Below are 21,346 nucleotides of genomic sequence, written 5' to 3'. Positions count from 1 at the left end.
ACGGAATAAGGAAAGGACGTATGCATCCATACTGATGGCTGCATAACGTCCTTTTTTGATGAATACATAGAAAGAAACTAACGGTTATGGTGATTATAAAGTATACCTTTTTGGGTAATCTTGTGATTATACAGGATACTGAAAGGGAGCGATACATATGAGCTATACACTGGCAGGAGGCGCACGCTTTGAAGGTAAAACAGCTCTGATCACGGGAGCCGGTTCTGGTATTGGCAAGGCATCGGCTATTCAAATGGCCAGAGAGGGAGCGAATGTTGCACTTTTTGATGTCAGTAATGAACGGATTGTAGAGACGGAGAGAGAGATTAATGCTATACGTGAAGGTGCCGCTCGGGCTTTTGACGTGGATATTGCCGATCCGGTGCGTGTGGAAAAAGCCGTTTTGGAAGCGGTTGAGCTGTTTGGCGGGCTGCATATCATTTTTGCCAATGCGGGGATTAACGGGGTGGTCGGACCGATTGAGGATTTGAGCATTGAGGATTGGCGGCAGACGCTGTCTACGAATCTGGATGGTACTTTCCTGACGGTGAAGTATACCGTACCGCATTTGAAAAAAAACGGTGGCGGCAGCATTATCATTACCAGCTCTATTAATGGAAATCAGCGCTTTACCAGCTTTGGAATGTCAGCCTACAGTACGTCTAAGGCAGGCCAAACCGGGTTTGCTAAAATGGCTGCGCTGGAGCTAGCCAAGTTCCGTATCCGTGTCAATGTGATCTATCCGGGAGCTATTTCGACGAATATTGACGAAACTACGGAGAAATCGGAAAGGTTAAAGCAGATTACTATCCCTGTCCAGTTTCCCGAAGGAGGGCAGCCGTTGGCTGATGGACCCGGTCAACCCGAGCAAGTAGCTGATTTGGTAACGTTCCTGGCCTCCGATCATTCGCGTCATATTACTGGTGCGCAAATTGTGATTGACGGGGCAGAGTCCTTATTGTTTTAGTGCTAAAGAATTCTCTGTGAGGGAAAAATGTTTTGTGGTATCCTGAGTGTAATATCTTGGTTAAGGTGCGAATGTGAAGCTCACATAAAAACCCCGGATCCTTCGCACCTCGAAATTTGTCGAAAAGGATTAGAATCCACTTTCTATAATAGAAGTCAAGGGTGGATTCAAACTTTTTTAGCATCGTTTTTTTCGAAAATGTATGGAATTGATATCATTAGGGTATGAATTACTGCATTTTCGCTGTCGCACTCTATATGAGTGCGTGGATTGAAATCATCGTTCATAGCAATAATTAAAGAAGGCTTCTGTCGCACTCTATATGAGTGCGTGGATTGAAATATTCGTCCTATCCAGCGGCAATGGCATCCTTACCAGTCGCACTCTATATGAGTGCGTGGATTGAAATCGTTGTTATCCGACATCCTAAATCCTTCCTTCGCTCAAGTCGCACTCTATATGAGTGCGTGGATTGAAATACAAGCGGTAACAACCAAGCTTTTTTCTCTACGATGTCGCACTCTATATGAGTGCGTGGATTGAAATTACCAGTATACCGAGTTTGGCGCTGGCTGCAGCTCCGTCGCACTCTATATGAGTGCGTGGATTGAAATTTTCGGGACTCGGCGGAAATGGTGTGTTATTTACGTCGCACTCTATATGAGTGCGTGGATTGAAATGGTACTGGGAAGACGTATATGATGAAGTGTATAGCAGTCGCACTCTATATGAGTGCGTGGATTGAAATACGCCTCTAATGATGTAGTCACCTTCGTTAGCTCTCGTCGCACTCTATATGAGTGCGTGGATTGAAATATCGTACCACCAGCCCTTTACCTTTCTGGTGAGTCGTCGCACTCTATATGAGTGCGTGGATTGAAATTTGTTAGTTGTTAGCTGTTTGTTAGCTGTTTGTTGTCGCACTCTATATGAGTGCGTGGATTGAAATCAAAAAGCCGAATTGTGCGTGAATTTATTACCAACGTCGCACTCTATATGAGTGCGTGGATTGAAATCGGTAGTAGCTGGGCTAATGGCTAAGTTGCTAATGTCGCACTCTATATGAGTGCGTGGATTGAAATCTTAATGTCCATTTTGTGTGACCAACGATGCAGAGTCGCACTCTATATGAGTGCGTGGATTGAAATCATCAATAACTTTATGTCTAATCAATACCTCATGTCGCACTCTATATGAGTGCGTGGATTGAAATAATCCCAATGGTACACAAACCATCGACGCTACTCGTCGCACTCTATATGAGTGCGTGGATTGAAATATCCTATCAGCAATCGGAGGCAGCACGTACCCAGTCGCACTCTATATGAGTGCGTGGATTGAAATTAAGAGGTTAAAGAACTTTTAGAAGGAGCATAAGTCGCACTCTATATGAGTGCGTGGATTGAAATATATGAATGTTGGATCGGCTACACTTAATTGGACAGAAAAATTAAGGGCTAGTAGAATGGAAATTTCATAATCAGGAGCGGGTCTACTATGCCCAAACAACGACGTACTTTTACAGCGGATTTCAAGAGGCAAATGGTTCAGCTATACGAGAATGGAAAATCGAGGGCAGATATTGTGGATGAATACGAATTCAGTGCATCTGCACTAGACCGCTGGATTAAACAGGCTCAAACGACAGGTTCGTTCTCAGAGAAGGACAATCGTACTGCCGAAGAGAATGAGCTTATTGCCTTACGCCAAGAAAACCAACGTCTTAGAATGGAAGTCGACATTTTAAAGCACATGGGACGAAAGTAAAGGCCATTCAGCAAAATTGTGACAAATACTCGGTATCAGCACGGATCGAGGAAGCGAGCTTAAGAATAAATGGATCGACGAAACCCTTGAAGCCTTTCAAATTAGCCGATCGCTTAAGCATGAGAGGCTGTCCTTATGATAACAGTGAACTTGATAGGAAGTTGATAAAAGGAGTTGGAGAAAAACGGACAGGAACTAAGTGTAAAATAATTTCGCGAAGAGGCACAGAGGATTAGGAGGAAAGACGGGAGTTATGTTTTAAAAAGAATGAGAAAACCCGCCATGGGCGGGCTCTACAATATAATTCTATAGTTTTCAATCCACGCCTTTCAGCGACATGCCGAGTGTATCATAAATCGTTAGTTTAAAGCAATTTTTTTAATTAAAGGATACGCTGCAAAACATAAATTCTTTTGATCTTTTGAGAGGTGTATTACTGTGATTTATATAAAGTTCCTATAAAATTATATTGTATATACTTTCAATATGTTTATTAGTGAATATAAGGAGGCGCCTAAAGATGGATAAAAGCATTCTAAAAACAGAAAATATTTTGGGAAAATTTAGTGTTTTGTTGCAAGTTGATAGATTTAATTATGATGAGTTATTAGATTATTGCCGCACAAAAGGGTTGCTTGTAGACGAAATTAAAACTTGGATTAATGTTTCTGAGCAACCTAATGAAATAAGAATTAAACAGTTGAAAGAAGAACTTAGAGCTACAAAGCAGAAATTGAAGGCTTTGACTAATGAGATGAAACAAAAAAATTATGCATTAGCAGACATTACAACAGCAATAATTTTACGAGAAAAAAATCTAAAAAACCTTAATTTTTTATAATTACTTTATACGTTAGTACCAACGATTAAAGGAAACTAAATAGCCAAAATTTCTTACGTTTCCAATAGCCATTAACTAGGGAGGATTCCCCTCTCGGATTTAGCAGGCTGTTGTTACTAATCAAACTGCTTTTGGGAAAACATCCATAAATCTAAGTGTGGTAATATAGAGGAAATTCATTACTGCTAACAATGGAATAAGTGCTAAAAAGAATAGGTGACAAGGCTTATAATGGGATATTAGTTTATATCAAAGAAATGAACAGAACGTATACAAAAGATAATGCATGAGCATGAATTGAATTTTATTGGTGTTTACTTGGAAAAAGGTTATTCTCGAAGGGGAATTATAAAATTAAAGGAGATTAAAAAATGGACTATATCGCCCACATACGGGAAAGTGACCAAGAAATTCAGACGGTAGCAGACCACCTGTTGGAAACTCAACAGCTAGCAGAATCTTATGGTGCCAAAATAGGTATTCGACATATTACCGGACTCGCTGGTATGCTGCATGATTTGGGCAAATACACAGAAAAGTTTCAAGATTACATACGTTTGGCGGTGCAAAATCCTGACAATCCACCGAAACGAGGAAGCGTAGATCATTCTACCGCTGGTGGAAAGTTATTATACAATCTTTTTCACATTCAACCTCAAGGGACATTTGATAAGCAGGATTTCATGAACAAAGCTTTATTATCCGAAGTTGTAGGGAATGCAATTATTTCACACCATGCATATCTGCAGGATTTTTTAGACCCCGACCTGGAATCAAAATTTTTGGATCGGGTGCGTGATCGAGAGCTGGAAGGATTTGATCATGCAGTCGGCCTTTTTTATGAGCAGGTGATGGAGAAATCTGCATTTTACCATTATGTGAATCAAGCAGGGGCCGAGTTGGCTCATTATATGAAACGGGATCATAATTCAGACGTTGAACTCAAAATGATGTTCTTATCCAAGTTTGTTTTTAGCGCTTTGATTGATGCGGATCGCACGAATACCCGTTGTTTTGAAGAAATTAATATTAAAGGCGAAAAGAATGACAATGAACCGATGAATCGTCAACAGCTATTTCAAACGTATTACGAAAGATTAATGGAGCGTATTAACGCTCTGCAATCAGGAGAGGCTGCCGACACAACCATTAATTTGCTTAGAAAACAAATGTCCGAGCAATGTGAGCAATTTGCAGACAAGCCTTCCGGGATACATACACTCTCCATACCCACTGGGGGTGGGAAAACGCTGGCAAGTTTGCGTTATGCCCTGAAACATGCAGTTACATTTGAAAAAAAGCATATCATCTACGTCGTTCCATTCACGACGATTATTGAACAAAACGCTCAGGAGGTTCGCAAAATTATACGGGATGACGCTAACATTCTGGAGCATCACTCGAATGTGGTCATGAACGAGGTAGAAGATATAGATCGTGAGGAGCAAGAGCTTGAAGATGTTGTTGTGAATACACATCAAAAATTAAAGCTGGCTAAGGATAATTGGGATTCGCCTATCATTTTCACGACCATGGTGCAGTTTTTAAATGTGTTTTATGCAGATGGCAGCAGAAATATCCGTAGACTTCACAATTTGAGCGAGTCTGTCATTATTTTTGACGAGGTCCAAAAAGTCCCCACACACTGTATTTCATTGTTTAATCAAGCGCTGAATTTTTTGAAAACGTATGCCAGTTCAAGTATTGTTCTTTGCACTGCTACCCAACCGGAATTGGATTTTGTACATAACAAGCTGGACATCGAGCTGGATGCGGAAATAGTGCATGATCTCGATCATGTCATAGAGAAGTTTAAGCGGGTTGAAATTGTTGACAAGGTGACGAACGGCACTGTAGATACGGAAAAGCTTGCCGATTTTGTTGAGCAAAAGCTCGCTGATGAATCAAGCGTACTCGTTATTCTCAATACAAAAGCAGTGGTCAAAAATCTATATCTTCGACTAACAGAAGGAAACAGTGCAATCCCGATTTATCACTTAAGTACTTCCATGTGTCCGGCTCATCGCAATCGCATATTGGAGAAAGTAAAACAACATTTAGAGCATAAGGAACCTGTCGTTTGTATCAGCACACAGCTCATAGAGGCAGGAGTGGATATAAGCTTTACCTGTGTCATTCGATCCTTGGCTGGTCTGGATTCGATTGCACAAGCGGCAGGCCGATGTAATCGCCACGGAAGAGATGAAACAAAGCAGGTGTATGTCATTGATCATGAAGAAGAGAATCTCAAGCGGCTCAAAGAAATTAAAATCGGCAAAGAAATTACCAGAAAAATGCTCATTGACTTAAAACGTGACAAAACCTGCTACGGTGGTAACGTATTATCCGCACAGGCTATGGAAATATATTTCCAAAAATATTATACCGAGCTGGCAACCGACTTGAACTATTTTATACCTAAGCTAAGAAAAAATATGACTGAGCTATTAACTGTTAGTCGCAGTGAAAATACGTACTATCGCTCTTACTACGATGAAAAGGGCACGATTCTTCCTTTATTTTTAGCGAATAGCTATAAGACCGCAGCAGAATACTTTCAGGTCATTAAAGATCATACAACAGCAGTTATCGTTCCATATGGAGATGGAGAGAAGGAAGGAAAAGAGATTATCGCTGATCTCAACGGACAGCAAAGCATAGAGGACCTCAGTAGTCTGCTCCGCAAAGCACAGCAATTCACCATTAATATAACGAACAAAGACAAAAATCAATTAAGTCACAATAAAGCGCTGATTCCTTATTTGGATGGAAAGATATGGGCTTTGACTGAGGGGGCCTATGATGATTTATTTGGGCTGAATCTTCACAATGATAGTTTGCATGATGGTTTTATTCTCTAAGAATGCCTTTATGGGAGATAAAGAGCCTATATTCTGCATTGACTGACCATGCCAAAAGTAATATTCTGGTACTATGTTTAGATAAAAAGACCTAGAAAGGAGGAAGCTTCCAGTTGAGAAACGCAATCGAATTTAGAGTGTATGGCGATTATGCACTGTTCACTGACCCGCTAACCAAATTGGGTGGTGAGAAACTAACATACAGTGTCCCCACCTATCAGGCATTAAAAGGGATCGTAGAAAGTATTTATTGGAAGCCTACGATTACGATCGTTATAGACAAGGTTCGTGTTCTAAACGCCATCCGAATGGAATCCAAGGGGATTCGGCCTATGGAATATGGCGGCGGTAATACGCTTGCTAATTATACTTATCTCAAAGATCCTTGCTATGAGGTTCAGGCTCGTTTTGTTTTTAATCTACATCGTCCTGAACTGGAATATGACCGCAATGAGAACAAGCATCATAACATTCTCAAACGCTCGCTGCTTGCGGGTGGACGCAGAGATATTTTTCTGGGTACACGCGAATGCCAGGCTTATGTAGAGCCATGTGTTTTTGGTGAATCCCCCGGTTTCTATGATAATTATGGAGACATTCATTTGGGAAATATGGTGCATGGAATTAACTACCCGGATGAGACAGGCAGGAATCAGTTGGAGGTGCGCTTGTGGAAGCCCGTGATGAAGAACGGGGTCATTGAATTTATTCCACCGGAGAAATGCCCACAAGTTCGTATCATAGGCGAAATGCATTCCAAACAATTTGGTGAAAATAACGTTCAATCTGCAGATGAGCTGCTTGCAGAGTGGGAGGGGTGGGGCATGAAATGAGCTGGCTGCTAAATCTATATGAAACGTATGAATCCAACATTAAATGTGTCGGTGTGTTTGAGAAAAAGTATAATGATCGCGAATACACGCTGCTGCCCATCTCTCATACAACTCAAAATGCACAAATTGAAGTGGAAATTACGGAACAAGGCGATTTTCATTCAGCCCGAGTGCTGGACAAAGATGAATTTAGCACATTGATTCCTTGCACGGAGAAATCGGCCAGCCGGGCTGGCTCTGTCGTAGCACCTTATCCACTGCATGATAAATTAAGTTATGTTGCTGGAGATTTTGTCACCTATGGTGGAAAGATCAAAAAAGAAGAGCCTTTTGCTGCTTATATTCAGCAGTTGGAAGGGTGGGCTAATTCAGAATATGCGACTCCCAAGCTGAAAAGCATCTATCGTTACTTGAGCAAGCGTCGACTGATTAAAGACTTGTCAGACCAGTCTGTTTTATACCTTGATGAGAATCAAAAACTGATAAGCAAATGGGACAAGAAGTATGAGCATTTAGCTGCGGAAAAACCACGTATATTTACGGCAGTTCCCGGTGAACTGGAGAGCGTATTTATCCGTTTTAATGTGTATTCACCAAATCAAGCGTTAACTAAAGTTTGGCAGGATAAAGAGCTATTTGATTCATTTGTTGATTATTACAGTAAATTGCTGGGCGAAGAAGACATTTGTTATGTCACCGGGGAGAAACTCCCGAGCACAGATAAACATGCGAATAAAATTAGAAATTCCGGAGATAAAGCAAAGCTGATTTCGGCCAATGACACAAGCGGATTCACGTTCAGAGGACGATTTACTCATAGTAATGAAGCAGCAAGCATCAGTTATGAAGTATCCCAAAAAGCTCATAATGCCTTAAAATGGCTGATTCATCGCCAAGGGAAAATCATGGAGAGTCGTGTCTTTCTCGTCTGGGGAAATGATGATACGAATGTTCCGATTTGTACCGACAATGACAACATCTTTGCAATGGATTTTGGCTCTGAATCATCGCGGCCGATAGCAATCAAAGGTCATACTAACGAGGAGTTTGCTTTTGATCTGGCCAAAGCACTATCGGGTTATCGTAATAAACTGGCTATCAAATCGGCGTCCAAAGCAAACGTCAATATTCTTGTGCTTGACTCAGCGACAACGGGACGCATGGCTGTTCTGTATTATCGGAATTTGGATAAAAAATTGTATTTTGACAAGCTGATAGACTGGCATTCTACATGCGCCTGGCTGCACCGTTATCAGAAGGACGAGCAAGGTGAGTTGCTACAATTTTGGGGAGCGCCGGCGACGAAGGACATTGCTTTTGCGGCCTACGGTCCGAAGGCGAATGACAAGCTCGTTAAAGGTCTTATGGAACGAATGCTTCCATGTATCGTAGATGGTCGAAAAATTCCGCAGGATATTGTAAGGAGTGCTACTCACCGTGCCTCTAATCCGGTAGCTATGGATAAATGGGAATGGGAGAAGACACTGAGTATAGCATGTGCATTGATTAACCAACGGGAGGGATACAATGTGGCATTAGATAAAGAAAATATGGATCGCAGTTATTTATTTGGCAGACTGTTGGCGATAGCTGATGTGATGGAACGAAGCGCATTAGACAAGGATGAGAAGCGATCCACTAATGCAATTCGATATATGAGTGCTTTCTCACAACATCCAGAAAGAACCTGGAGGACCATACAGAATGCCTTGCAGCCACATCAGGCCAGACTTGGCAAACGCTTAAACTATTATTCCAATATGATTGATGAAGTAGCCTCAAAAATACCCATGGATGAATTTAATAACAAACCGCTAACCGGCAAGTATTTGCTCGGCTTGTATAGTCAACGCTATGAAATCTATCATAACACGGATAAAAAGAATCATGAGGGCAATAACACAGGGAATGACGACGACCAAGACAGCAACATCGCAAATGTGAAAAAATAATACTGATCATAAGAAATGTTAAAAATATAGAGTTTACATTCAAAGGAGAATAATAACATGACTATTTTAGATCATAAAATTGATTTTGCAGTTGTATTGTCTGTCACGAAAGCAAATCCCAATGGTGATCCTCTGAATGGTAATCGTCCGCGGCAAAATTACGATGGCTATGGCGAAATTTCGGATGTGGCGCTGAAACGGAAAATAAGAAATCGTCTGCAAGATATGGGAGAGTCTATTTTTGTTCAATCTAATGATCGGAAATTGGATTCTTTTAGTAGTTTAAGAGAACGTGCAGATGCAAATCCTGAGTTGGAAAAATTCTTTAAGGGCAAGGAAGGTTCCAGCGATGAATTTGCCAGAATCGCCTGCCGGGAATGGATGGATGTTCGTAGCTTCGGTCAAGTTTTTGCATTCAAAGCGGCTAGTAAAGGAGCAGGAGTATCCGTTGGGGTAAGAGGTCCTGTATCTATACATACGGCAACCAGTGTTGATCCCATTGATATTACAAGTATGCAAATCACTAAAAGTGTAAACTCCGAACCGGGGAAAGAAAGAGGTTCCGATACGATGGGGATGAAGCATCGGGTGGATTTTGGTGTTTACGTATTTAAGGGAAGTATCAATACGCAACTAGCTGAAAAAACAGGATTTACCTATGAGGATGCCGCAAAGATCAAGGAAGCGCTAATTTCCTTGTTTGAAAATGACGTATCATCCGCTCGTCCTGACGGTAGTATGGAAGTCCATAAAGTATATTGGTGGGAGCATCATTCCAAACTTGGACAATATTCATCGGCTAAGGTGCACCGTTCTTTAAAGGTGAAATTGAAAGAAAATACAGACGAACTCAACAGATCTTTTGATGATCATTATGAATGCATACTCACACCACTTGAAGGCTTAGTGCCCCGTGAATATCCAGAACTATAACGAAGAGGATTATTTGCTGCTATCCGGTATTCAGCATTTTAATTTCTGTAGAAGACAATGGGCGCTTATTCATATCGAGCAGCAATGGGAAGAAAACGTGCGGACGATCGAGGGGGATCATTTACACCGAAAAGCGGATCAGCCGATGATTCGTGAGAAAAGAGGCGATAAACTCATCGTACGCGCGTTGCCTATACATTCCAGAGAGCTTGGTATTACCGGAATCTGTGACGTCGTAGAGTTTGTACGGGATGCTCATGGGGTTCCGCTGGCAGGGGAGGAAGGGATGTACCTTCCTTTTCCTGTTGAATACAAGCGTGGCAAACCCAAACGAAATGATTCGGACCATTCCCAGTTGGTCGCACAAGTGATGTGTCTTGAAGAAATGCTTGTGTGTGATATTGCAAAAGGCTACTTTTATTACGATGAGATCAAGCATCGGGTAGAGGTCGTGATCACTGCTGCTGACCGTGAGCGGGTGCGAACAAGTTTGCAGGAAATGCAGCATTACTTTGAGCGAAACCATACACCTAAAGCGAAAGCGGGGCCACATTGCCTAAGTTGCTCGCTTCAACACATATGTGTGCCGGAGATTTTGAATAAAAGATCTGTTTCCAGTTTCATTGAAAGCAGGATAGCTGAATGAAAAAATTACTAAATACATTGTTTGTTACCTTGCCGGATACGTATTTGTCACTGGATGGGGAAAATATCGTTATCAAACAAGAAGAGGCCATTCTTGCACGCTACCCTTTGCATAACTTGGAAGCTGTATGTACTTTTGGCTATGCAGGGGTAAGTCCGGGGCTGATGGGTGCTTGTGCATCACGCAATATAGATTTAACCTTTATGACGCGAACTGGACGTTTCCTAGCACGTGTAATTGGAGAGAGTCGTGGAAATGTGGTGCTCCGAAAAGAACAGTATCGGATTTCCGATGATGACAAAAGAAGTGCTCTTGTAGCCAGAAATATGATTATAGGCAAGATATATAATAACAAATGGATTTTGGAGCGAGCGACAAGAGACTATCCCCTTCGTTTGGACACGGATCAAATGAAGAAGGTGACCGCTTCTTTAGCAGGGGCTATGCAGCAAGTCCGCGAAGTGGAGGATCTGGACATTTTACGGGGTTTGGAGGGTGCAGCGGCGGTACAGTACAATTCCGTTTTTGATGAACTGATTTTGCAGCAAAAGAATGATTTTTACTTCCATGGACGCAATAAACGCCCGCCGTTGGATAATGCCAATGCTTTATTATCTTTTGCCTACACACTGCTGTCCAATGATATGAAATCTGCTTTGGAAGCCGTCGGCTTGGATGCTTATGTTGGTTTTCTGCATAGGGATCGGCCGGGACGAGCTTCGTTGGCGCTGGATGTGATGGAGGAGCTTCGAGGAGTATATGCCGACCGTTTTGTCCTTACACTGATTAACAAAAAATTGATTCATGGTAAAGGATTTTACAGGAAAGAAAACGGTGCTGTGATTATGGATGATGACACGAGGAAAATAGTATTGAAGGCATGGCAGGAACGCAAACAGGAAAAGATTATTCATCCTTATTTGAATGAGAAAATGTCTTGGGGGCTTGTCCCCTATTCACAGGCTTTGCTCTTGGCTAGGCATATTCGGGGAGATCTGGACGAGTACCCTCCATTCTTGTGGAAGTAGGTGTGATCTTGTTAATTCTGATTACTTATGATGTAAGCACAGTGGACAGGGAAGGCAGAAAAAGACTGGCCAAGGTTGCAAAAAAGTGTGTAGATCACGGACAAAGGGTACAAAATTCCGTGTTTGAGTGCATTTTGGATTCGACCCAGTTTCGCCGTTTGAAGTATGAATTAGAAGAATTGATAGACAAAAAAGAAGACAGCCTGCGTTTCTACAATTTAGGAGATAACTATAAAAAGAAGGTAGAGCATATGGGTGCAAAAGAAGCTTACGATATGGAAAGCCCGCTGATTCTGTAAGGTGCGAATGTGAAGCTCACATAAAAACCCCGGATCCTTCGCACCTCGAAATTTGTCGAAAAGGATTAAAATACACTTTCTATAGTAGAAGTCAAGGGTGGATTCAAACTTTTTTAGCATCGTTTTTTGCGAAAATGTATGGAATTGATACCATTAGCGTATCAATTTCTGTATTTTCGCTGTCGCACTCTGTATGGAGTGCGTGGATTGAAATCCCGAAAGAAGAACGCAAACGTTTGACAAAAACTGGTCGCACTCTGTATGGAGTGCGTGGATTGAAATTGGTTAGGGATAAGCCCCTCGGTGTCGCCTATGCCGTCGCACTCTGTATGGAGTGCGTGGATTGAAATATGGCTACGATTCAGACCATACGTAACGTCCATGTCGCACTCTGTATGGAGTGCGTGGATTGAAATGATGGGAATAAAGGCTCTCAGGGCAATCCGACGGGGCGTCGCACTCTGTATGGAGTGCGTGGATTGAAATCTCCGGGAAGCGACGAGCTATTTCAAAAAGCTCCAGTCGCACTCTGTATGGAGTGCGTGGATTGAAATAAAGTCTTCTTTAGAAATCAGTGGGATGTGTGCATTTGTCGCACTCTGTATGGAGTGCGTGGATTGAAATCATGCTCTTACATCTTCTTTATCTGCACGGCGCGAGTCGCACTCTGTATGGAGTGCGTGGATTGAAATTCTCAGGAACTGTCCGATCATATCTTGAACCGTTTGGTCGCACTCTGTATGGAGTGCGTGGATTGAAATATATCCAACCAAAGGATAATGATGGATCTTCGGTACAGTCGCACTCTGTATGGAGTGCGTGGATTGAAATTATTTCGGAGTAATCCGCTCCCACCGCAATAGCTAGTCGCACTCTGTATGGAGTGCGTGGATTGAAATTGTCGTGGATTACGACTTTATTATGCAATATATTGTCGCACTCTGTATGGAGTGCGTGGATTGAAATTGAAACTGGCTGACAATAAAGGATTGACCATCGGTAAGTCGCACTCTGTATGGAGTGCGTGGATTGAAATTTATGTTCTTCATGTGTCACCTCCTAAAATTAAGTCGCACTCTGTATGGAGTGCGTGGATTGAAATCGCCAGCAGTACAGCAATATGAAACGGCAGAATGCGAGTCGCACTCTGTATGGAGTGCGTGGATTGAAATCTCGTCATACTTGAACTTGATCTGTTGCCATTTGGTCGCACTCTGTATGGAGTGCGTGGATTGAAATAATTTCAAAGCTCCAAGGAACTTCCATAGAGAACAGAGTCGCACTCTGTATGGAGTGCGTGGATTGAAATTGCACCTTGATATTGGCGAGTATAGTAAACTTCATGTCGCACTCTGTATGGAGTGCGTGGATTGAAATCCCACACGCGGCAATCCCAAAGCTCTATTTTGAAACGTATCCTCAAATGGACCAAAACCAAGATATACATGAAAAACTATGAGGAACGCTGGTTTGCTACGGCCCGGACAGCAACCAAGGCCGAAAATATGCAAGGGTTCCATGAAGATTATATGTTATTCATCGTAGAGGAGACATCTGGTGTAGACGATAGGATAATGGCGGCTATATAAACCGCAATTAAGATTATAACCTGACCAACAGGCGATCAATCGTTTCCAACGGCCGCTTATTGATTCGCTTCATAAACTGGCCGACATGAAGCTTAATCTTGTAGAACTTTTCAAAAAAGACGTTATTGACTACGTCGGATTTAAGCCACAGCCATAGTCCCTCGACCGGATTCAGGTTGGGACTATAGGGCGGTAGAAAGACCAAATGAAGGCGCGGATGTTCTTTCAGAAAAGGTTGTAACCCGGTGGCATGATGAATCCGGCTGTTGTCCAGAATGATAGCCATTGTTCCATTAGGGTACGCCGACAGAAGATCCTGGAGGAAGCGAATAAAAGCGTCCACATCGGCCTTTTCTTCTTCACGGTGATGCACCTGTCCGGTTTCATAGTTAATCGCGGCGAATAACTTGGCTCCTTCATGCTTCCCATACGTTGGTACTTTACGCTGCTTGCCGCGCGGAAACCAGTTATATTGCAGCGCCTGATAGGAACGAATCATCGATTCGTCTTCAAACAGCAGATGATCGATTTCTTCGGCTTCCACCTGCTTTTTAAGCTGGGCGAAGGTGTGCTTACGGAAAACCGCTTGGGTCTCCTCATCAGCTTTGGCCAGTGTATAGGTTGCTTTAGTGAAGCTGAAGTTCATGCGTCTAAGCATGGCGCTGATTCCGCGCACACTCATCGTAACGCCAAACTTTTGCTTGATCCATTTATAGGCGTTGACGTTGCACGATATGGAGACGATGAAACATCCATGTACGCTGGTATAGGTAAAAAAACGGTTGGACACGCACAGCCACTTCAAAGAAAGCGCAATGGTTATTGTTGGTAATGCCATACGCTTAGCCAAAGATATGCTGCTTAAACATCCAGAAGTTGAACATGTAAAGTTTAATGTTGATGATACAGGAGTCGGCGGTGGTGTCACGGATCGGTTGATTGAGGTTATCAACAAAGAAGGTTATGGCTGGGAGGTAGTTCCTGTCAAAAACGGCTCATCGTCTCTTGACGAATATTGCGCTAACCTGGTCACAGAGATGTGGCAGTCTATTAGAACAGATTTAGAAACAAACTTAACAAACTTCATCAATGGAGATCCGGGAGTCATGCAACTACCTGATGATGACACCTTGATTTCTCAGTTAGCCACAAGAAAGTGGAGAATGACCTCAAAAGGGAAGATGATCCTAGAGAGTAAAGATGATATGAAAAAACGTGGGCTCAAGTTTCCTGACAGAGCTGACGCTTTTGTTTTGACTTTCGGAGAATTTTTAGTTGAAGTATCAGAACATATTATGCTTCCTTCAATAGGTAGTGTGACAGTAAAAAGATAATAAAATGGTAAGGAATAAATCTCGTTGTGGAAGAATATTTGGAGATAGTTCGGCAGTATCGGCAGATTGGTTTTGTACGGCGCGAGGCGGCGATTACGCAGGCGTATACCTGTAGAGAGCATCAATCGACCAATGCGATTAGCAAGCAAACCGAAGAGATTGCTACGTACAACGTGGATAAGGAGGCAGAGCTTCAGGTAAAAGACTGCCTGCTGGAACTGACGATGAGCAAATTGTTCAGTATTCAGCGAGAGTTCTTTTAGACGGATTAAGTCTGAAGCAATTGGAATTTTAGCATCTGCTTAAAAGCTAGAAGTATTTGGAAGTGGATAATTTTTTTAAAAAAAGGTAATTTTTTATTTTAGTGCTTTAGACTTATGGAAATGATTAGGATTTTTATTTGCAATATATTTGATTAAAATGAAAAAGGAGGAAACAAGATGTCGAGACTTAGGAAAATGTTACTTTCTATACTTATGCTAGTTCTGTCTTTAAGTTTGCCTGTAGGGGCTTTTGCAGATCCAATTGAAACTCAATCAGGTAATCCCCCAAGCGAACAAGGATCTAAGTTAGAACATATTAAACTACCAGTTTCTCTTGAAATTCCTGATAGCCCAACTGTTAGTGATTCTGTATATAACTCCGTATATGATTCGGTTACCACTCAAAAAACAAAAATAATATTTGCAACTTTGGATTTCTGGGTAGATACTGAAGGAAATACAGCTTGGGCAAACTTCAGTATTACACCAGATGACTCTAAAGCTATAATTACCTATGTGTATATAACTCTACATTGGTCTAATGGGGAGGCCGTTAAATTTCAATATAAGACGAGAGCCAAGTACGCCCAAGATCAAGATTCGACAACCTATTCTAGTAAAGGAAGTCATACTGCAAAATTATATGGATATGTAACATCAAACTTAGGGACGTACAGTCTACCTCAAGAGGGAGTTAAGGTTACTTTTACAACAAATTAATATTTGTAATTTTAGCTAGGGAGCTGAGTAGGTTTTTTACTATACCGCTCCCTTTCTTTTTGTAATTCAAATATGAAATAGGTGGTGATAGAATGGGATTATTTGAAGAAGTACTCGCTGCGGCTCCAGTAGAAGGCGAAATTAAAATTAATCGAAATTTATCGAAAGTCGATAGACCTATATTTGAGATAGTTGACGTACAAAAATTCAAAGGGGAAACACTCACGCCTCTAATGCAATTTTATATTGCCCCTTTTATAACATATGATCCTAACTTCGTGTGTGACATACCTGTATCAAAGCCAGAAATTTTTAAAATAGCTCTTAATGAAATTGCACCCCATTTTGAGAAAGTAAAAGTAGTTAGAAGGGGGGAAGAAACTTCGCTTGTGGTAAGGAATCTAAAGGAGGAATCCAAGCTGATTTTTGATGAACTTCTTAAAGAGGGAGCATTAAATGAGCTTGTAAGTGATTTATACGGGAGTAAACACGACGATTCGCAAGATGAGAATTTTACAGAGTACAAAGTAAATCTTGCTGAGATTTCTACAATGAAACATAACGATTCAGATTCCATAATTGATTTTCTAAAAGAATCTACTCAAGATATTCTCTTATCTCCCCACAATTGGTTATTTGAAAATGATTTTAAGGAACATATAGCAACTCGAATATTGGCAAATGTGTGCAATTCCATGAAAGTTACGGTCAATTCTCAAAAGAATAAAATTGTTTGGATTGAAGTAGGCGGATTACATGTTTAACAGTGCTAAAATTAAATTGAATGAAAATTGAACGCTTTATGCCCCTGCACTGGACTTTTGATATGGTAGATTTATATTATAGAAAATAAAGTAAGGAATACACCGTAGCTTCCGAGCCACGGTATCGGGTCGGCCAAGGCGCCGGCTTTTTTTGATTTTTCAATAAACCATATAACCTCGCTGTTGGATGACGAGAGCGGCTTCCTGATTGTTGAGGGTCAAGGCGTTGTTTTCACTATGCTCGTGAAGACAAGGCTTATTTGAAAGGTAATATGAATGACAGCCAGCTCATTGCAACGCCGCCAGTGCTTAAGCGGCTCGTAGCAGAACTTCTGTAGATAATCTAAATGTGGTGGTGGAAGAGAGACGCTACAACGTAGGATGACACCTGCATGCTAAAGGCTGATAGCTAAGTGACTCCAGCAAGGGGATATAGGACATACTGCTCAATGGCTTTGACCAGTGCGCGCAAGGGAAGGCCCGGCTATGGCCGCGAACAAGGGTGAAACCTTGCAATAACTTAGAGGGCACCTGTAACGCACAGCGGTAGATTGGCAACGGTATGCAGGTTGCGGTTAAACGGTAAGTCATTTCATGCGGGGGAGAATGGCCCCGCCCACATTTTACATGGCATGTGCAGGCAGCAAGGCACCAGTTAACCAGCGGAAACATTAACAGCCTGGTCAGAACCCTTGCGCGGTTCAATTCTGCAGCGTGTCTATTAACTTCCTAACTTAGAAGTTCGATAAATAAGGAGAGGGGGCTATATATTGTATTTTACAAATGATGAAAACACACGTGAAGTTTATAATGAATTCAAAAGGAAATTTCTCTTATCACGGTATTTTATACATGAACAGCAGGATGATTTTATAGAATTTTTTTTACCAGTACTAAAAAAACAAATCGAACCGATTGACCAAGACAAAGTTTTATTTAGAGCTCGAATAAATAAAACCGGAGAATATTTTAAGGATCAAGACTTGCAAGCACCTCCACAAGGAAAAGCGGGTGGAGGTAGAATGAATCCCAAAGGGATTTCTTACCTGTATGCTTCTGAAACAGAAACTACTGTAATAACTGAAGTGCGTCCGTGGATAGGGGCCACAGTAACTATTGCAGAGTGCCAAACAAAAGCTCCATTAAAAATTATAAACATGATTCCAGATTCAGCTACTAGTAAGACAAATAGTTATAAGAGAGTTATTGGCCAAGAGTTTTCTAGGCCAGTGAGACCTGATAGCAGTGAAATTGACTACATGCCTACACAGTTTATTACAGAATATTTGAGAGACCAAGGAGTAGACGGAGTGAAATATTCCAGCGCAACCCACGCAGGCGGGATTAATTACCTTTTTTTAACCCTAATAATTTTAGTATTAAGATTAAGTGTAGCGTTGAAATTACGGGGATTAACTATGATTATCAACTATAATTTAGAAAAGAGGTAGTTTCTTTATGAAATCGCCGCACAATCAATTTGACGGCGATTTTTTGCGCTTATATAATGCACCTACTCCTTCCTCCTTAGTTACTAAGTATAAATGCTTTTATGCAAGAGCGCAGCGTTTTGCATCCCGCTAGGCGGGCATAGATCCTATAGCAGTTTATTTTTCGGGTTTAAATAAGCGCCTGTGTTGCTTTGGTGCTGTAAATACATAGGCAGATACAAGTCACTCATTTGGTTGGCTTTTTTTATTGCCTTTTGAAAGGATTTTAGTCTTGAAACGCCAATATTGCCGGCGCTTCAGGTAGTGTTCTTTCACCTACAGGTCCTGTCTGATTTAAAGGCTGTTGTCCATAACCAAGGATATCCACGGCTTGATATTTCTATGTTGGAAGAAATCATGCTAAAGAACATTCCGAACAGCTTGAAAAACAATCCTGATGGTCAGCAAAAGTGCCTCAAGGAGCGAATGGATGGAATGCTAAACCATTTCAACTCACTCAATCCAGATGATGCCCTTGTCTATTGGGATAGTGTGTCGCACTCTATATAGAGTGCGTTAATTAAAATTTATGATCAATAATTCATTATTTTTCATTCCCCACGTGCGTTCTAATAGCATTCAAAACCCGTGTGAAGTCTTTTCCTTGGGTTTATCAAATTTTAATCCTATCGCTCGTGCCACCATGTCCTTTTTGGACAAATTATGCCAAACGTAGTTTTTCCGCATGAGTTGCAAAAAAAATGTTGACAGTTGTTAATTTTTGGACAAAAATAGAAATTGATCTTTAAAATTATGGAATTTTTATGTGAAGGGTGGTTATGACTTGAAGCATACACCTACGATTTTAGCGGAGTTTGAAGAGTATCTAAAACAAAACGACTTGACTTTGGCTCAATTTGCGGAATATTCAGGAGTTCATCAAAGAACACTCAGTAATTGGATTACTCAACATCGTCCTGTTTCAGTACAACAGCTTGACCGAATCACGTTGGCCATGGGATTACCAGAGGGTTATTTTTACGAACTATACATAGAAAATTACATCATTGACCTTCCCCCGAATTGGCGGCGAATTGAGCCATTATTATATCGTTGTGCGGAGCTGGATAAGTTGAATGCGATCCAACGAATAGTTGGACAAATCATGGACAAGCTACTGTATGCTCCGAAACTCTTTGACGTAGCAGAGACTCTATTCGCACAGGGACGACACGCGGCTACGCAGATACTTTATGAGAGCGTTGCAGAAGTGGAAAAGTACCAGCATTCTGAACGCCTAGCTATCTGCCAGTATCGTCTGTTTACGATTCAGATTGGAGACGATCAGAACCGAAATCTCAAGGCTTCTACTCTATTCGAACCCTTTGTTGAACGGATGGATGAAATAGATCAACTTGATGCGTTGAAAGATCTGGCGAATGTGTATCGTTCTTTGCGTCAGTGGGACAAGCTTGATGCAACAGCTCGAAAAATGAGAGATAAAGCGGAAATTCAATATTCTATGAGACATAAGCAGAAGAAACGAGAGCATAATGAGTCCGTAAAGAAGCTGAGTCGTCCCATGTTTGTGTACATCACCTATTCTGATTTACTGTGTGCCAGTGTATGTGAAGCCCAAGGCGATTATGAGCAGGCATTAAAATATACATACGCCTATGCTGATTTAGATTGGGTCATAGAGACGGACGAGGATACCCAACATTGGGTTAACTTATTCAAAGATTGGGCAGAAGGTAATATTTACACATACAAACTTTTATCTGGAGATATAAGCGTGCTAAAAGATTATGCTAAATATATTGCTGCATCGCCAGATACCACTGAAAAAGAAATGGTTACAAAACTGTTGAACGTTATGATGGCGGCTAACCAATATAACATAGATGTAGATGATATACTTCGAAGGTTTAAAACGAAGATTGACTTTTTTGCTCAACAGAACCCATCTGCTGATATGTATACTCATCAAGTAGTACCAGAACAATCCACGCGTTTTAAATATGAATTAGCTAAATATTACTTAAATAGAGGTAGATACTCAATTGGCTTTAAGTGCTTGTTAGACGTTTTATCTAAATCATTAGCCATTAATAAAGAAGCTTTTTTTATTAGGTGCATAAGATTATTTGAACAGTTTAAAGAATTTGCAGACGTCAAAGCTTATGTAAAGTACGAAAACTTAGTTAGTCAAGGGAAAAAAGAAAAATTATTTTATTATTAGGGGCGATTTTTTTCAAAGTTAAATCGTATGTAAATCTTATAGGTTTGGTTAGACAATGTAAAAAAATGGGTCTATTGATCGTCGCAGCTAGCTTTTTGTTTATTGTGGCTGTACCTAATCATGCTTATAACCAGCACCATAGTATTCAGCTTCACGATACCATCGGGGGTTCTTAAAAGGGAGAGTAAGAAATAACACTCGCTAACCCCTTACGGTTCAAGGGTATTGTTGATTGCAAGTTTATCTCTGAGCAACTTGGACACAACTGAAAATGAACATAGATCGACATAAAGTGCCTCTGGAATGTTCCGGAAGCACTTTTTTTGTTGAGCGTATGATTAAATAATCCAAAAATTGACGTTTTACATTAGGATATGACACAGAAGGGGGAATCATGCTGATGAATCAAGGTGTGACTTTACTTCGTGTCGAGAGAGCCAGAAAAAGACTGTACCAAGTCCAGAAAAAATACGGATTTTTAACACATCCCAAAGTGATTGAACAATCCAGGAAACTGGATGATCTTTTGAATCAATACCAAACGTGCAAATCAAAATCTTAACGAACTGATAATTAGAGCAAAATTTAACCTGGAGGTAATAAAGTTGAATAAACGCAATGCTGTAACCCCTTTTGGGTGGAAAATCAAACAAAAGCTGGTTGAGAAACAAATTGACCAGAAAACATTTTGTGAGACATATCATATACCCCCTAGCCGATTGTCCAATCTCATTCACGGAACACGTAGGGCCAAGAAACATAGAACACAAGTATCCCAATTGCTTGGAATAGAAGAGTAATCCCTCCCCTCTTTTCCCCATGAATGCAGGACATCTTCTGGAGATTTATGCTACAGTGACGAAGGACCCATTTTTAT

Annotated in this window: 19 protein-coding genes, 1 pseudogene and 2 CRISPR repeat arrays; of the genes and pseudogenes, 19 read left to right on the top strand and 1 reads right to left on the bottom strand. The window is 41.1% G+C overall.

Going from position 1 to position 21,346, the window contains the following annotated elements; all coding sequences use genetic code 11:
• The first annotated feature begins 157 nt into the window (after nucleotides 1-157).
• The 11 genes and pseudogenes from ACQ4MX_RS03055 to ACQ4MX_RS03005 all read left to right on the top strand — a co-directional run.
• Nucleotides 158-967: an SDR family oxidoreductase gene (locus tag ACQ4MX_RS03055; RefSeq protein ID WP_431089301.1), complete on the top strand. Its 810-nt coding sequence runs from the start codon at nucleotides 158-160 to the stop codon at nucleotides 965-967.
• A 245-nt stretch (nucleotides 968-1,212) separates the two neighbouring features.
• A CRISPR array of direct repeats spans nucleotides 1,213-2,376; the repeat unit is 32 nt; unit sequence GTCGCACTCTATATGAGTGCGTGGATTGAAAT.
• An 88-nt stretch (nucleotides 2,377-2,464) separates the two neighbouring features.
• Complete coding sequence (locus tag ACQ4MX_RS03050) at nucleotides 2,465-2,734, top strand: transposase (RefSeq protein WP_431089298.1); 270 nt, start codon at nucleotides 2,465-2,467, stop codon at nucleotides 2,732-2,734.
• Between the two features lie 520 nt (nucleotides 2,735-3,254).
• Complete coding sequence (locus tag ACQ4MX_RS03045; RefSeq protein ID WP_431089296.1) at nucleotides 3,255-3,575, top strand: hypothetical protein; 321 nt, start codon at nucleotides 3,255-3,257, stop codon at nucleotides 3,573-3,575.
• A gap of 371 nt (nucleotides 3,576-3,946) precedes the next feature.
• Nucleotides 3,947-6,436: a CRISPR-associated helicase Cas3' gene (gene cas3 / locus ACQ4MX_RS03040; RefSeq protein ID WP_431089294.1), complete on the top strand. Its 2,490-nt coding sequence runs from the start codon at nucleotides 3,947-3,949 to the stop codon at nucleotides 6,434-6,436.
• A gap of 113 nt (nucleotides 6,437-6,549) precedes the next feature.
• Nucleotides 6,550-7,269 (top strand): type I-C CRISPR-associated protein Cas5c, encoded by a 720-nt coding sequence (gene cas5c / locus ACQ4MX_RS03035; protein WP_149094180.1) that lies wholly within the window; start codon nucleotides 6,550-6,552, stop codon nucleotides 7,267-7,269.
• Nucleotides 7,266-9,221 carry a type I-C CRISPR-associated protein Cas8c/Csd1 gene (gene cas8c, locus ACQ4MX_RS03030; protein ID WP_431089291.1) on the top strand — a complete coding sequence of 652 codons (1,956 nt, stop codon included), beginning with the start codon at nucleotides 7,266-7,268 and terminating at the stop codon, nucleotides 9,219-9,221. Before cas5c ends, cas8c begins: the two co-directional genes overlap by 4 nt.
• 57 nt (nucleotides 9,222-9,278) lie before the next feature.
• A complete protein-coding gene (gene cas7c, locus ACQ4MX_RS03025) occupies nucleotides 9,279-10,154 on the top strand; it encodes a type I-C CRISPR-associated protein Cas7/Csd2 (protein WP_431089288.1) in 876 nt (291 codons plus the stop codon).
• Entirely contained in the window at nucleotides 10,141-10,800 is a 660-nt protein-coding gene (gene cas4 / locus ACQ4MX_RS03020) for a CRISPR-associated protein Cas4 (RefSeq protein ID WP_431091243.1), read from the top strand. The genes cas7c and cas4 overlap by 14 nt, the downstream gene beginning before the upstream one ends.
• The gene (gene cas1c, locus ACQ4MX_RS03015; protein WP_431089286.1) at nucleotides 10,797-11,828 is read left to right on the top strand and encodes a type I-C CRISPR-associated endonuclease Cas1c; all 1,032 of its coding nucleotides are present in this window, start codon (nucleotides 10,797-10,799) and stop codon (nucleotides 11,826-11,828) included. The genes cas4 and cas1c overlap by 4 nt, the downstream gene beginning before the upstream one ends.
• An 8-nt stretch (nucleotides 11,829-11,836) precedes the next feature.
• Nucleotides 11,837-12,127 carry a CRISPR-associated endonuclease Cas2 gene (gene cas2 / locus ACQ4MX_RS03010; RefSeq protein ID WP_014281197.1) on the top strand — a complete coding sequence of 97 codons (291 nt, stop codon included), beginning with the start codon at nucleotides 11,837-11,839 and terminating at the stop codon, nucleotides 12,125-12,127.
• Between the two features lie 181 nt (nucleotides 12,128-12,308).
• Nucleotides 12,309-13,504: direct repeats of the CRISPR family, unit length 33 nt; unit sequence GTCGCACTCTGTATGGAGTGCGTGGATTGAAAT.
• A 32-nt stretch (nucleotides 13,505-13,536) separates the two neighbouring features.
• Nucleotides 13,537-13,713 (top strand): annotated as a pseudogene (locus ACQ4MX_RS03005) (terminase B); the annotation flags it as partial.
• Nucleotides 13,714-13,729: 16 nt separating this feature from the next.
• On the opposite strand, the gene ACQ4MX_RS03000 reads toward ACQ4MX_RS03005, so the two are convergent.
• Nucleotides 13,730-14,506: an IS630 family transposase gene (locus ACQ4MX_RS03000; protein ID WP_431089284.1), complete on the bottom strand. Its 777-nt coding sequence runs from the start codon at nucleotides 14,504-14,506 to the stop codon at nucleotides 13,730-13,732.
• Between ACQ4MX_RS03000 and ACQ4MX_RS02995 the strand changes: the two genes are divergently transcribed.
• The 8 genes from ACQ4MX_RS02995 to ACQ4MX_RS02960 all read left to right on the top strand — a co-directional run bounded on the left by ACQ4MX_RS02995 (nucleotide 14,499) and on the right by ACQ4MX_RS02960 (nucleotide 21,269).
• The gene (locus ACQ4MX_RS02995) at nucleotides 14,499-15,050 is read left to right on the top strand and encodes a hypothetical protein (RefSeq protein WP_431089282.1); all 552 of its coding nucleotides are present in this window, start codon (nucleotides 14,499-14,501) and stop codon (nucleotides 15,048-15,050) included. The genes ACQ4MX_RS03000 and ACQ4MX_RS02995 overlap by 8 nt on opposite strands.
• 26 nt (nucleotides 15,051-15,076) lie before the next feature.
• Entirely contained in the window at nucleotides 15,077-15,313 is a 237-nt protein-coding gene (locus tag ACQ4MX_RS02990; RefSeq protein WP_431089280.1) for a hypothetical protein, read from the top strand.
• Between the two features lie 177 nt (nucleotides 15,314-15,490).
• A complete protein-coding gene (locus tag ACQ4MX_RS02985; protein ID WP_431089277.1) occupies nucleotides 15,491-16,033 on the top strand; it encodes a hypothetical protein in 543 nt (180 codons plus the stop codon).
• A gap of 92 nt (nucleotides 16,034-16,125) precedes the next feature.
• Entirely contained in the window at nucleotides 16,126-16,797 is a 672-nt protein-coding gene (locus ACQ4MX_RS02980) for a hypothetical protein (protein WP_254328648.1), read from the top strand.
• 770 nt (nucleotides 16,798-17,567) lie between these two features.
• Nucleotides 17,568-18,248: an RES family NAD+ phosphorylase gene (locus ACQ4MX_RS02975; protein ID WP_431089274.1), complete on the top strand. Its 681-nt coding sequence runs from the start codon at nucleotides 17,568-17,570 to the stop codon at nucleotides 18,246-18,248.
• A gap of 823 nt (nucleotides 18,249-19,071) precedes the next feature.
• Nucleotides 19,072-20,469, top strand: coding sequence for a helix-turn-helix domain-containing protein (locus ACQ4MX_RS02970; protein WP_431089273.1), 1,398 nt, complete (start codon nucleotides 19,072-19,074; stop codon nucleotides 20,467-20,469).
• Between the two features lie 394 nt (nucleotides 20,470-20,863).
• Nucleotides 20,864-21,031, top strand: coding sequence for a Spo0E family sporulation regulatory protein-aspartic acid phosphatase (locus ACQ4MX_RS02965; RefSeq protein WP_404519201.1), 168 nt, complete (start codon nucleotides 20,864-20,866; stop codon nucleotides 21,029-21,031).
• A gap of 43 nt (nucleotides 21,032-21,074) precedes the next feature.
• On the top strand, nucleotides 21,075-21,269 hold the full coding sequence (locus ACQ4MX_RS02960) for a hypothetical protein (RefSeq protein WP_044649082.1): 195 nt from the start codon (nucleotides 21,075-21,077) through the stop codon (nucleotides 21,267-21,269).
• Nucleotides 21,270-21,346: the final 77 nt, after the last annotated feature.

The organism is Paenibacillus sp. 8b26 (assembly GCF_050626875.1).
Classification (GTDB): domain Bacteria; phylum Bacillota; class Bacilli; order Paenibacillales; family Paenibacillaceae; genus Paenibacillus.
Note: the sequence above shows the minus strand (reverse complement) of the source record. Positions and strands in the feature narration are given on the sequence as shown.